Origin of the sequence: Paenibacillus sp. PvR133, from assembly GCF_017833155.1 — a bacterium.
GTDB classification, from domain to species: Bacteria; Bacillota; Bacilli; order Paenibacillales; family Paenibacillaceae; genus Paenibacillus; species Paenibacillus polymyxa_B.
The window spans coordinates 1-13899 of record NZ_JAFIBS010000001.1 but is presented as its reverse complement, the minus strand read 5'-3'; the positions used below and the strand labels follow the sequence as shown (position 1 = coordinate 13899).

Genomic DNA, 13899 nt, shown 5'->3' with positions numbered 1-13899 from the left:
GATGCTATATTTAATCTGTTACATATTAGGTGTTCAACAAATCTTGTGCGCCACGGTAAACAATGTCATACAGGTCTTCCAGATACTCTTCCTCGATACATGAGAATGCGATTCGGAGGTCATATTCACCCAGCGCAATTGTTCCTACCCCATATTGTTCCAGCAAATGTGTGCGCAGTCGTTCAGCGGACAAGCCGTTCAGCTTGAGACACATAAAATAACCCGAATTGAAAGGATAGTAGCTCCATACATCTCCGTATTTTCCACTATCGAGCAACGCTTTGACTTTGTTAGCCCGTCCCTTCATAATCTGGAACTTTTCTTTCTTCTGTTGTTCAAAGTCCGTTGACTTGAGGGCATCCAGGACGAAGGTTTGAGATGGGTGAGGACCGCTCGAAATCGTTGCCCGAATAATCCCTAATGTTTTTTGTTCCAGTGCGCTCAGTACATCCTGATGTTCCGAAGCAAAGGTAATAAATCCGACACGGAAGCCCCAAACGAATTCTTCCTTGGTAGCTCCGTCAATTTTGACGGGTAGAATTCTCGGATGAAGTCCAGCTAACTGACCGAATAGTGATTCATGCAGGGAGTCCTCGAAGAACAGACCAAAATAAGCGTCATCCGTCACAACTACGACATTGATGCCCGCTTCCGCGGCTTCCTGGATGGCAGCAACAATTGCTTTACCCTCTTCCACTCCCGGTGTGTAGCCTGTTGGGTTATTCGGGAAGTTCAGCACAACGATCGCTTTGCCGTATTCTTTCTGTGCCAGTAGCGCGTCGCGTAATCCTTCACTATTAAAACGTTGATCCTCTGTGAACAACGGGAAATTCACCAAACGTCCATGACGGCGAATACCGAAAGTCAGCTCATAGTTTTCCCAGTTTTTGTCTGGATAAATGACAGCGTCCCCTTCATCCGTGAACAGGTCGGCAACGATGCTCAAACCGTGGGTCAGCGCGTTCGTAACTACGGGAAGGCCGTAATTTTTCCCAGCCAATGAAGGGTTTTCCTTCAGCATTTTGTCACGCCATACACTACGAAGTTCAGGTTTGCCCGCAGGGGGAGCGTAAGGGTATAAATCCTTGGGATTGTAAGCGGACAACTTCTCCTGAATGACCTCCAAATGCATAGGACCATTGCCTTCAGTAGCAATGCCAATCGTGGCGTTGTACTTTTTAGCAAGCTTCCCTGCTTCTGCGGATTGACTCAAAATCCCTTCTTTTGGGAAATAAATTTCTTTCCCTAAAAGAGAAAGCATTTGATATACATGCTCGTTGCCTGTCTGAATGTTTTGGTTTAACTGCGCTGCCAGTGGATTCATTCCCGTTTCATCCTTCCAAGTCATTTTGATTACATATTATAGCATTACACACGGTAAGCGTCACGCAAAAGCATCTGGAACATAAAAGCGCATTTTTTTGCTTAATGACGGCGCTGAGCTTATATTATAAATTAACGGGATAAAGGACAACCAAAGATGAACAAGAGGAGGTGCAGATTTTGCTGGATACATCTGCGTCATCGTTTATCCTGTTGTCGGCTTTCGCCAAAATTGTGTGCGAGCCGGGCTGGAAGTGGCAGGTACGCGAGAAGCCGATGCCAAACTATGATTTATTTTATGTATGGAGCGGAGAAGGAATAGTGATCTTAAACGGGACGTCGTATCCGGTAAGCAAGGGGAGTTGCTTCCTGTTCAAGCCGGGGGATGATACCCGTGCCACGCATAACCCGCAAAAGCCGCTCATACTTACCTATATTCATTTTGATCTTATCGAACAGCCAAAGCTTATCCCTGCAAGCTACCGTATGCTGGAGGAAACGTTCGAGGTAGAGCATATGCTTGCCAGATACGTTCGACTACGTCTGGAGCGTGCTTACGGAGCTGACGAGGAAGGCAAGCTGATCCTGAAACAACTGATGATTCATCTGCTGCGTGCGGACCGCAAGGAGCCTCAGGAGCAACAGGCCAGTAACCAGCTCACCGAGGTCATTCGGGAAACGGCCAACTATGTGCGTCAGCATCCGGGACTTCCTCATCGCGTTGAGGATTTGGCTGCACGGGCGGGGCTGTCACCGCGTTATTTTTCGATTAAATTCAAGGAGCTGCTGGGTGTGTCCGCGCAATCTCATATTATCAGTATGCGGATTGAGCGTGCACAGCATCTATTACTACATGCCGGAATGAATGTGACCGAGGTGGCAGAGGCTCTGGGGTATCGTGACATCTTTTTTTTCAGCCGCCAATTCAAGCAGTATACGGGGAAAAGTCCGTCTGAGATCCGGTAATGCTATGGACGGTGGACAAGCTGTTTCGGATTTAGGCGTAATGGGATTAACGAATAACGAATATAAAGGATAAATTCCAAAAAGGACCCGAGCAGTTACGCCGGGTCCTTTTTTTATGAGCATTTTGCATCATCCGATCCCGATGCTCATATGTGTAGCTATAATACGGTTACGGTAAATTCACTTATGCTTTGGGATCATGTCGAAAGCAACCCAGACGTTGTCCCATTTTCACTGCATCCCCCGGCTTCAATGCGGGGTCTGGATCAAACGTGCCGTTTTCAGTTAGCAAAACGACAGTTGATCCAAATTCGAAATAGGCGAGATCGTCTCCTTTTGTCCATGAGACGGCTTTATCATCCGTATATTTGATGCTACTCACATTCATTGCGCCAACCTTGACGACCGCCACCTCACCATATTCATGGGCAATGTACGTAATCTGTCGTTCATTGCGGCTAAGAACTGCTCGCATATGTTGCAAGCCGAATTCATTCACTGGGTATACCTTGCCGCGCAGATGTTCTTTTTCTACCAGCGTACCGGATACTGGTGCATGAATGCGATGATAATCCGTCGGGCTGAGATAGAGTACAAAAGCATAGCCGTGTGTGTATTTTTCAAGACGCGGAGAGCGGTTAAGAAGCTCTTCCAGCGTATAGTCCTGCCCTTTGACATCCAAAAGAGTGCCGGACGTAATTGGGCCAGTGAAAGTAATCCGTGCATCCACCGGACTGGTCATCACCTCGGCGTTCGTATCAATCGGGCGCATGCCCGCTTTTAATTTGCGTGTAAAATAGGCGTTCAGGGAACGGTATTCCTTCCATTCCTGTTCCGCCTCATGCGTCTGGATCTGGTACGTACGTATAAAGGTGGGGATAAAAAGTCGGCTTGCACCGCTTTGCGCGAAGGAGCCTACAATCCGGCACACCCACTTGCGCGATGATAGCTCCGTCATGAGCCGCAGCCACTGTTTTGCCATTACAGATCCCCCTTGTTCATTTCCGAGCCGTCTTGGCCGGAACCTGTCCGGCCGCTCTGAACTATATTGACACAGAATGTGACGTAAATCAATACAGTGGACGGCCTGGTGAACGTTCGGTGTCTGACGAAGGCATCCGTTCGAGAAGCCAACGAGCGTAAGCCATCGGCTGAGTGTATGTTTCTTTCCAGACATTGTGCATGCCCGCCTGGCTGAAGCCATAGCGCTGATCACGACCGTTGCATTCGATAAAAACAATCTTGCCCTCATGGGTAATTCCCAGATCCAGACCGACGTCGGCGAGACGGGGAAGGGTTTGTGCCAGTCGGTGCACGATTTGTAACGAGAGTCGCTCCAATTCATTCATCAGCCGGACTGCGTTCGAAGTCTGAACCGTCTCGGTTTGTGATAATACCTCCAGTAGGGAACGGGCCGTACCGCCCTGTGCAACATTGGAAACGAAGGTGTGGGAAGGAGCAATTTTAGCATACATGCCTGTCACACCCCAGATACCGCCATATCCGCGCTGAACTGACACACGGACATCAAACGGACGATTATTGTTCAAAGCAAGCGGTATGGTTTCCTGTACGATATGAGGCACATGCAGCAGTCGTTTGTGTAGAAATAATGGGAGTTCCCCAACATTCAAACGTAGTGTGGACCAACGCTCAGGTATAGCCGGATGAGCACATTGCAAAGTCCAGCCTCCGCGGGAATGCCGCAGACGCATAATTCCTCTACCTACGCTACCGCTACTGGGTTTAATTACAACATCTCCGGTTTCCTCCATCAAGGTATGGATGGAGTAAAGGTTGCCTTGCAATGTTTTGGGGAGGTGGATGCGTAGCAAAGGGTCTTCTTGCAGAATTGCATGTATATGGTCTTTGTGGAAACGGTTTTGTTCATTAAAAATATAGAATCCCTTTTGTACAAGCTTGTTGATATCGCTAGCATTTTCATTTTGCCGATAGAGAGTCCGATTGTGGATGACCGGCGGCAACGGAAGAGTCATCTGCCGATACTCGTTGCCGTGTTTAACAAAAGCCCGGCATGTTCCGGTCGCTATATGAATATCCTCCAGACGAAGAAAGCAGGGGATGAGCTCGTAGCTTAACCCGGCGTCCTCGTAATTGGCGATAGATTCATATCGCGTCCTCATGGCGGGAATGCCCCGGTAGGTTGCCGGGTTGAGCATGACGCCGACATGCAACATGAGTATGTCCGCCCTCCTTGTAGTCACTCCAACTGATCATACTGTGATTCTAGTCCATCATATGTATCAAAGATCGGCCAGGCATGGACGCTAGCCTTGCGGTAAGCCCAAAGTTAGAAGCGAGGCACCTTTCAGGGAGGCAGACGATATGATACAAGATGATTGTTGAAGAGTGTTGGAATAGGGTCAGAAAGTAGGTGAGGTGATGCAGAGGCCGAAGGTAGCAGTCGTTACACCGGGCTCCTTTGTTATACCTTCGCCCCGCAGCAGTTCTGTGGAGCGGGTAATTGCCCACATGGTACCGCTGGCTAGTCATGAGCTCCAAGCGCAGATCTATGGCATAAAGGGAGCAGAGGCACCTGATCATGGCGATGTCGACGGAATTCCCTGCATGCGTTATAAGCGGGGAGCAGGTTATATTTCTGAGGTGATTGCTGATTTAAAGAGATGGTTACCAGCGGTAGTAGATGTACACAACCGTCCGGCAGTTGCGTATGCAATTCGCGAGGCTTTACCCGATAGTCGGGTTGTGTTGACTTTGCATTCGACCACGTTCATCCGGGAGCCCCACCTCAAACGGGAGGAGATGGGTAGGCTGCTGGCATCGATGGATCGCATTATCGTGAACAGTGCGTATTTGGGGGCAATCGTAGCTTCTGACTGTCCCGACGCGGTCAGGGAACGCATCGTCATAAACAAGCTGGGTATCCATCCTGGCGATTTCCTGCCAAGGTGGACTCCTGCAGCAGAAGCGGCCAGATCGGCGCGATTGGACGATTTCGGCTGGTCAAGCCGCCAAATCGTGTTATTCGCGGGCAGACTGAAGCCAGGAAAAGGCGTTCACCGACTGCTCAAGGCCCTGCGGCATGTCGTCCGCGCATGCCCGGACGTACTGCTGCTCATTGCAGGTAGTGCCTATTACGGGCATGACCGCCTCACGCCGTACACGGCGTCGTTGCATCGGCAGATGCATAAACTAAGGTTGGGGAAGCATGTGCAATTCCTCGACTATGTTCCGCATCCAGCATTGGCCTCGCTATATCAGCTAGCCGATGTGACCGTTGTTCCTTCAGTGAAGGATGAGGCCTTCGGGCTGGTCAATCTGGAAGCCATGGCAGCAGGAGTGCCTGTGGTCGCTTCACGAATCGGCGGTATTCCGGAAGTTGTACAACACGGCGAGACAGGCTGGCTTGTGTATCCGTCTCACGGTGAGCAGGAAATGGCCGATGCCATCATCAGGCTGCTCCAGCAACCTGGCTTGCGACGACGGATGGGAGAAGCCGGGCTTGACGAGGTACGAAGACGATTTTTATGGCAGCACTCAGCACAACGCTGGGCACAAATCATAACGGACTGCGCAACGGAGTGACGTAGGCGCTGTTACGCGCATAGGCTATCTTATAGGCATTAGCCATGATTTCCAGCCGGGTGAATGAAGCGGGGCCACCGCTGGTTCACTCCTGTGCCAAAGGAGCGATCATCATGAACCATCGTACGAACCATAGCCCTAAGGATAAAAGAACAGCGCGGCGTAACCTTTCCAATGCAGTTCCCTCACCCCGTGTTAACAAGGAGAAAGCGGCTTCGACCTCCGGCAGTCATAGACTGAGCCAGCGCGGGACGGCAACGGTCCCTGCCCCCGTAGAGAAGGATACCTCGGTTCAAGCTATAGAGGAAGCGGCATGGAAGAAGCATAAGCTTCCCAAAACGCTAGAGGAAGCGATGCAGATGAATCGAGCATCTGTACTGCTGTTGTCTGTGCCTGAGTCAGATACGGAAGGCAGGATGGATAACGATAAACCGTCTATTACGACGGAAGATCAGGCAGAGCAAGATTCATTACTGGATTGTTCCATAACCAGTATTCACATTGCGGAAGGAAGACACCGCCCAAAGCAACGCGTGGTCTTGCCTGAGCAAGATATCGATCCAGCTTTCGATACGGAGAAAGAATTAGACTTGAATGCCATTCACGACGAATCAGCGACCAGTGACGAGGCTTCTGACGATCATATAGCTTCATCTCAATATGGGAGCATTTCTTTTCATCTCCCCGCACGAGCGAATAGGGGCGAAGTGAGCGTTATATTTGAGAAGCCTTTTATAGATACACAATATGTAATCACTGCCAGTGCGAGTATACCGGGAGTGCTGGTATCCGTCACACAACGTCAGAGGTATTCAACAGTACTTACTGTGGAACGCATACACTCAGGTCCGATATGTGAAGGGTTGGTCCTTTGGATTGCGATGGGGCAATAATAAGAAGCCAGGAATATAAGTTGCCAATAATCAACTTCATACTAGAAAAAGGCGTCCCACAGTGGGACGCCGTATACATAAGAGGGAAGGGGGAAAACTTGTAATATCGGGGAAGTTTGTATTTATTACTTATCTCACACCTACAGCGTCAAAAGACTTAATAGCAGAGGTTACGGCTATTGAATTTTCACCATAACTATCTTTGGCCGCTTGGATCACAGCGGCACGCGCGGTGGAGAAGTTAGACGTGGAAGTCAGATAATTGGTGAAGGCATTATAATAAATATATACGGCTGCATCACGTCCGATTCCATCTACCTTGACACCATGGAAGGTGCCTCCTTGTGCCAGTAGATAGTAGGCTTTATTAATAATGCCACTATTAATATGGGCTCCACCATAATCCTCGTTGTTAGGATCAGGATAGAGATTGCTGTAGTGATCGACTTGACCGTATTTGACAGGATCGGAAAGGGAGCGAATGGCGTCGCCCTTAATATTAGGGGTATAAGCGACTTTGCCGAAGTCCCAATTGGTACGCTCAATGTCGTTGCCTATAATATCTGAGATGGCTTCACTTAATGCACCAGATTCAGCGAAATACACGAGCCCTGATGAATGCTCGGTCACACCGTGTGTCAGCTCATGGGCAACAATTTCAAGGTCGCTGCTGAAAGGGGCGAATAACGTGCCGTCTCCGTCTCCGTAAAGCATATGAGTGCCGCCCCAGTGGGCATTATTGTAGTTCTTTGCGCCGTAATGGACTGCCGAAGCGATGGCCATGCCATGCCCGTCAATGCTGTCGCGTCCAAATCTATCCTTGTAATAATCGTAAGTGCGGATAGCGTAAGCGTGGGCATCCACCGCAGCCGGATCTTCCCATACGTTATCTGAATCTGTATACAGGGTGCCGGGGAGCGTCTCGGTGTTGTGGACGTTATAAGTTAGGATTCCTTTACCACGAGTCGTATCCTTTAGTTGATACTTCTTGCCCGAAGCTGTTGTTTCAAATGTTTTGGTATCACCGAATACACCGCGCCCTGTGCCGATCACTTCGTTAAGGATGTCATACTTGAATACGATTTTTCCATCATTAGCGTCAATAAAGTAACGTGTGCGCAGCAGAGTGGGTTGTAAAGTATTAACTTCGGTTACATAGACTAGACGTGTTGAGTCTCCATCGGGATAGATATACAGTTCTGCTTTAGGGTCCACGCTTGGTTCCAGATTGGCAATTTTGGGGATAGAGGATGCAGGCTCTACCGCTTCCAATTTACTGTCCTCCAGTTCAGCTGCTTTATCCAAATCCAAGGAGTCCTTATCAAGAGAGATTGATAATTCATTGTTAGATGCTTTTTCGTAAGTGTCTTTACTTACACTACTTGTATCCTCGTAAGGTTCAGGAACGATTTGGACGGAGGAAGAGAGAGATTGAACCCGTATAGCTGCATCTTCATATGCGGTATATACAGCCTCAGTAGCACTGATTTTTGGAGTTGTATTTTCTTTAGCATCGGCTTGTTGATCTTCTGAAATGACCGCTCCCAAATAAGAGGTGATTTGACCAGACTTGTTTACATGGATGGTCTGTTCGGCTCCAAATACGGGAATTCCGTCTACGTATTGTTTTAACCGATAATGCTTTGTACCAAATTTGTCACTGGTACGATCCACGATACGAAATTGCTCGCGCACATGGGAACCGATGTGGGTATTGTCCAGACTCAATAATGTTTTTTGTTGTCGATTTAAAAAGCTCCAGACCAGATTGTCGCCTGTTACCGTTGAAGGGGACTTCCAGTTCACCGTTTGGAATGTTGGCGTAAACTGAGTCGGATCGGGAACAGAATTTTCAGCTGCGGAGGCCCCCGGTGCTATAGATCCTAATAACATAGCTCCTCCTAGAAGTGAAACCCATACTTTTTTCAATTCATACTCACTCTCCCTAATTAATGTTGGGGTAAAAACACCCTGTTTGCAGAAGCCTTGCGTCATATATGTAAGTCTTGTTGCTCCTTTGAAACGTGAAGAGGATGGGATAAGAATTACCTTATGTAAAATATTAAGGTTTATTTTTTTGCAATCTCATCGTCTTGGCTCTGATATTAGCACAGAGGTTGTCGAACGAGAAGGTTAATTTTACAAAATACCCCAAAATGAATCTTTAGTCCCTGATTTACTGTTTATTTGTCTTATTTAGTCGAAAATGATCGAAGGGACCCGATGAACAAGAAAAGGGCGCCCCTTTGAGGGGACGCCATAAATAAGGGGGGAAGGGGCGCAGACTTGTACACTGCACCCCTATTTTTTCGTCCATTGTATGAGCCAGGGCCAAGTAACAGTTGCATAACGGCAAAGGTCTATGGACGGGATGTGAGGATTATAGCGTATATGATTTAGTTTACGCCTACAGCGTCAAAAGATTTGGCAGCTGCAGTTGCTTCTGCTGAGTTCGCACCGTACTGATCTTTTGCTGCTTGGATCACAGCAGCGCGTGCGTTGGAGAAGTCGGAAGAAGAAGTCAGGTAGTTCGTAAAGGCACTATAGTAAATTTGAACCGCTGCATCGCGGCCAATTCCATTTACAGTTACGCCATGGAAAGTACCACCTTGTGCTAACAGATAGTAGGCTTTATTGATAATACCGCTGTTCGTATGAACGCCGCCGTTATCGGAGCTGCCTGTATACAAGTTGGAATAGTGATCTGGTTGATCGTACAGGGTAGGATTGGACATAGAGCGCAGAGCATCGCCTGCAATGTTTGGCGTATAAATATCATCGCCTACAAGCCAATTTTTACGCTGAATGTCATTACCGATGACGTCCGAGAAAGCCTCATTCAATGCACCGGACTCTCCGTAATACTCCAAATTCGAAGTATACTCTGTGACACCGTGCGTAAGTTCATGACCTACCACATCGGGGTCCCCGCTGAATGCGATAAATGTGCTACCGTCCCCGTCTCCATAAGTCATTTGGGAGCCATTCCAGAAGGCGTTGTTGTAACGGCTACCGTAATGGACTGTCGAACGGAGTTGCAGCCCGCGTCCGTCAATGCTGTTGCGTCCAAATTTGGCCTTATAGTAATCATATGTTTTGGCAGCATACGTATGGGCATCCACGCCGGCTGGATCATTCCATACATTATCGGCATCGGTCAGAATGGTACCTGGGATGCTTTGACGGTTGGAGGCCGTGTAGGTCACAACCCCGTTACCGCGTGTTGTATCTTTTAACTGGTAGCTACTTCCGGAAGCAGTTGTGGTGAATGATTTGGTATCACCAAGCACACCTTTACCTGTGCCTGTCGCTTCATTAATGATGTCATACTGGAATACGATGCTGCCATCATTGGCATCAATAATGTAGCGAGTACGCAGTGGGGCAGGTTCTAAAACATTGACTTCTGTTACATAAACCAGCTGCAGGTCATCCCCTTTAGGATAGAAGTACAGATCGGCTTTAGGATCTACTTCTGGCTGCAGATTAGCGATTTTGGCAATGGAACTTTTTTCTGCTTCCACCGCTTCAATTTTGCTATCTTTCAGGGCAGATGCTTTATCAAGACTCAGCTCGTCCTTATCAGTAGATAGCGTTTTTTCGTTGTTAGCTGCTTCGGCGTAAGTGTCTTTGCTTACACTGCTTTGTTCCTCAACATCTTTAGAAATCGTATCGTCGGAGGTAGGGAGGGCTTCAATCCGTGCAGCTGCTTCTTTATATGCAGTGTAGACCGCTTCAGAAGCGCTGATTTTTGGAGTTGTACCTTGCGTAGCTTCAGCTTGCTGATCCTCAGTAACCACCGCTCCTAAGTAAGAGGTGACCTCACCAGATTTGCCCACATGAATAGTCTGTTCAGCTCCATATACGGGAATCCCGTTTACATACTGTTTCAGCCGATAATGGCTCACACCGGACTTGTCGCTTGTGCGATCAACGATTCGGAATTGTTCACGTACACTAGAGTCGTCCGCACCCAGTAACGATTTCTTTTGCCGATTCAAATAGCTCCATACAATGTCGTCCCCCGATACCGAGGAAGGGGCTTTCCATTGCTCGGCGTGAAAGGTCGGTGTAAGCTGAGTTGGCCCCGAAACGGAACTCTCCGCTGATGCACCAGACGCGACAGACCCTAATAACATAGCTCCTCCAAGAAGCGAAACCCATACTTTTTTCATTAAAAATTCACTCTCCTCGATTAATGTCAGGATGAATCATCCTGTCTTGAATAAGGCATTGCGCCATTTATGTAGGTCGTGTTGTCGTCTGGAATAGAAGAAAATGGAACATGAAGAGAAATACCGAAGTGTTTTTCATGAAGCGTACGTGAAAAGAGGGTACTGCAATATGAAGCATGTAGCCTAAAAAGGTGACAAACTCCTCCTTTCCTGTCGTATATAAAGAAAATAGAATAATGGTGGATAATGGAAAAAAATGACTTATGCAAAAAAAACAAATGTTGATTTTTTGAACTCCCATCATCTGGCTCTGATATTAGCACAGAGAATGACGGACGAGAAGATCTATGTCACAAATTTATCCAAAATGATTCTTTAGACCCTAATAACTCATTTATTTAATAGGATTAATAAGTTTTGTAAAATAAAGTCGAAAATTGCTGTGTCGAAAAGACTCCACGATTGCCGTTACAGACGGCTTTTGGACCGCATAGGTTATGTTGAACTGTCCTAATCATGCTGTCCATCTATACAGCAGGAAGGGAGGTGAGACGGGAGCATGAAGAAGCAGGGAAGAGCTGGATACAAGATCAAACGGAGGCGGCATTCCGGCGCTTACTATCATTCCAAGATGTGGCTGCCGTTACGAATGCCGAACATGCATAAGAATCCGGTAGCCCCTGACATGAGGGAGGTACTCGACACGGAGAGAGGGGCACAGAGCGGAGAAGAGCGACCATCTGAACTGTCATCAGTGGGAAAGTTTTTCGTATCTGTCATTATCCCGGCCATGAATGAGCAAAAAACAATCGGAGCTGTGATTCGCGAAGCGCGCCGTGTCCATCCACATACAGAGGTTATCGTCGTTGAGAACGGATCACACGATAGAACGGCGAAGGTGGCAGCAGCGGCGGGAGCTCGTGTACTTTCTTTCCCGGAACCGCTCGGACATGATGTTGGCCGTCGTATTGGAGCGGAGGCGGCATCCGGACAGATCCTGCTTTTCCTGGATGGGGATATCGTCATTCCCTGCGTTAGACTCCGGCCGTTTATACACGCCATATGTGCAGGGGCGGATGTGGTGCTGAATGATTACCATGGACCTGTGAATCGTACGCCCGTACATCCTGTAGTGGAGGCAAAGCATGTATTGAATATCTTGTCGAATCGTGCTGATTTAGGGGGAGCATCTATGACTGGCATTCCACACGCCATAAGTCAAAAGGCTCTAAAGGAAATAGGTCTAAAGCCCTTGGAGAAACCTCCTTTATTTCAAGCTATGTCCATCGCCTCCGGGTTACGAGTGGTGACTGTATATGGAATAGCTGTCGGTAAAATAAATGCGACACGTAAAAAACAGAACGGCAAGGACCCGCTGGCAGATGTAATTGTTCAGGATCATCTGGATGCCATTGCCTGGCTTACATCGCGTCTGGGAACGCGTGCGGGATATACGGATTTGGGGCGCAAACGGATCAGAGACGAGGTGAAACTGTGAGTAGACAGTATCGCAGAGGGAAGCGTGAAGAACCGAGCTGGGGGATCAGACGTGTTCAGCGAAAACGAGGAACGACGACTTCAATGCATAGCCGTAGGGTGAGAAAGCCCACACCTCGGGCGAAAGGAATGACCGAAGTGACTCCGCCTGTGGAACGCGAAGTTCCGGGAGATATTGTGTTACAGGGAACGGCAGCGGCCGTGGTCAGCGCCTGTAATGAAGAGTCAACGATTGACCGGGTACTGGGCGAGCTGGAAAAACTTCCGTTTACGGATATCATTGTCGTATTGAACGGCTGCACGGACGGCACGCGCTCCACCGTAGCCAAACATCATCCCAGTGTGACTCTCGTCAACGTGCCGGATCGACTGGGGCATGATGTTGGCCGTGCAGTAGGCGCGCGTATGACGCAGGCTGATATTGTGCTGTTCGTGGACGGAGATTTGCCGATTCCAGCATCTGATTTGTTACCTTTTCTCCACGCGGTGGATCAGGGAACGGATGTTGCGCTTAATGATCTGGGCAGACATTTGCCGCCCTATGCCCAGCAGGACAGCGTGACACGGTGCAAAGCATTCCTGAATCGCGTACTACGCAGGCCGGATCTGGGAGCAAGCTCATTGACTGCCGTACCGCATGCCTTATCTCGGCGTTTACTGGATCAGCTTGGCTCAGCCGTGCTTGCCGTACCGCCAAAAGCCCACGCCATGGCAATTCTGCATGGCATGATCGTGGCGGCAGTACATGCTGTCGATGTCATTAAAACAAACCGTAAGCGGACCTTCAATGTTGGCAAAGGGAACGCTATGGAACAGTTGATCGTCGGTGATCATGCAGAGGCACTGACGGCGGTGTTTCAGGTAGCCGGGTATTCCCCGCTCGGGCCTGTTCCAACACGGGTAGACGTTGCCAAAGGGAGGAATGCACAATGAGTCTGACGAGCATCATTATTCCGACTTATAACGGCCTGCATCTGTTAAAGCCGTGCATTGAGGCGATTCGGACACATACGATAGATGCACCGTATGAAATCATTGTTGTGGACAACGCCTCAAATGACGGAACGGATGATTTTTGCGCATCCGAGCGGCTGATCAGCATACGTCTTCCTGAAAACAGAGGCTTTCCAGCAGCATGTAATACGGGGCTCCGGCTGGCTTCAGGTGACCAGTTCGTTATTTTAAACAATGATGTGACGGTTACGCGGGGATGGCTATCGAATATGTTGGCTGCATTGCAGAGCGAAAGCATAGTGGGATTGGTGGGACCGGTGACGAATTACGTCAGCGGTATTCAGCAGATACACGGATTAGAAGGAGATTTGGCCAGTTGTCTGAGATATGCGGAGCAGAATAATGCAAGTAATCCCTCCAGATGGCAGGAGGTCAAGCGGTTGGTCGGATTTTGTTTGTTGTTCCGGCGCGATCTGATGGAACGGATCGGATTGCTGGATGAACGGTTCAGCCCCGGACATTAT

Annotated in this window: 11 protein-coding genes; 6 read left to right on the top strand and 5 right to left on the bottom strand. The window is 48.7% G+C overall.

Annotated features, from left to right (window positions below; genetic code table 11):
* Positions 1-25 precede the first annotated feature (25 nt).
* Positions 26-1324: an aminotransferase class I/II-fold pyridoxal phosphate-dependent enzyme gene (locus tag JOE49_RS00055; protein ID WP_023990124.1), complete on the bottom strand. Its 1299-nt coding sequence runs from the start codon at positions 1322-1324 to the stop codon at positions 26-28.
* A gap of 179 nt (positions 1325-1503) precedes the next feature.
* Here JOE49_RS00055 and JOE49_RS00050 point away from each other — a divergent pair, with 179 nt between their 5' ends.
* Positions 1504-2289, top strand: a complete 786-nt coding sequence (locus tag JOE49_RS00050; RefSeq protein ID WP_209940355.1) for a helix-turn-helix domain-containing protein — start codon at positions 1504-1506, stop codon at positions 2287-2289.
* A 184-nt stretch (positions 2290-2473) separates the two neighbouring features.
* Here JOE49_RS00050 and asd read toward each other — a convergent pair whose 3' ends face one another.
* Positions 2474-3271, bottom strand: a complete 798-nt coding sequence (gene asd / locus JOE49_RS00045; RefSeq protein ID WP_209940354.1) for an archaetidylserine decarboxylase — start codon at positions 3269-3271, stop codon at positions 2474-2476.
* 88 nt (positions 3272-3359) lie between these two features.
* On the bottom strand, positions 3360-4487 hold the full coding sequence (locus JOE49_RS00040; RefSeq protein ID WP_209940353.1) for a YheC/YheD family endospore coat-associated protein: 1128 nt from the start codon (positions 4485-4487) through the stop codon (positions 3360-3362).
* A 205-nt stretch (positions 4488-4692) separates the two neighbouring features.
* Here JOE49_RS00040 and JOE49_RS00035 point away from each other — a divergent pair, with 205 nt between their 5' ends.
* Positions 4693-5856, top strand: a complete 1164-nt coding sequence (locus JOE49_RS00035; protein WP_209940352.1) for a glycosyltransferase family 4 protein — start codon at positions 4693-4695, stop codon at positions 5854-5856.
* 113 nt (positions 5857-5969) lie between these two features.
* Positions 5970-6749, top strand: coding sequence for a WIAG-tail domain (locus JOE49_RS00030; RefSeq protein ID WP_209940351.1), 780 nt, complete (start codon positions 5970-5972; stop codon positions 6747-6749).
* 129 nt (positions 6750-6878) lie between these two features.
* Here JOE49_RS00030 and JOE49_RS00025 read toward each other — a convergent pair whose 3' ends face one another.
* Both JOE49_RS00025 and JOE49_RS00020 read right to left on the bottom strand, forming a co-directional pair.
* Positions 6879-8678: a M4 family metallopeptidase gene (locus JOE49_RS00025; protein ID WP_028541467.1), complete on the bottom strand. Its 1800-nt coding sequence runs from the start codon at positions 8676-8678 to the stop codon at positions 6879-6881.
* Positions 8679-9145: 467 nt separating this feature from the next.
* On the bottom strand, positions 9146-10924 hold the full coding sequence (locus JOE49_RS00020; RefSeq protein ID WP_023990117.1) for a M4 family metallopeptidase: 1779 nt from the start codon (positions 10922-10924) through the stop codon (positions 9146-9148).
* A 559-nt stretch (positions 10925-11483) separates the two neighbouring features.
* Here JOE49_RS00020 and JOE49_RS00015 point away from each other — a divergent pair.
* The 3 genes from JOE49_RS00015 to JOE49_RS00005 all read left to right on the top strand — a co-directional run.
* Positions 11484-12422, top strand: coding sequence for a glycosyltransferase family 2 protein (locus JOE49_RS00015; protein WP_209940350.1), 939 nt, complete (start codon positions 11484-11486; stop codon positions 12420-12422).
* Complete coding sequence (locus JOE49_RS00010; protein ID WP_023990115.1) at positions 12419-13354, top strand: glycosyltransferase family 2 protein; 936 nt, start codon at positions 12419-12421, stop codon at positions 13352-13354. The genes JOE49_RS00015 and JOE49_RS00010 overlap by 4 nt, the downstream gene beginning before the upstream one ends.
* Positions 13351-13899 (top strand): glycosyltransferase family 2 protein (locus JOE49_RS00005; protein WP_209940349.1); only part of this gene is annotated, 549 nt, incomplete at its 3' end. The genes JOE49_RS00010 and JOE49_RS00005, both read left to right, overlap by 4 nt.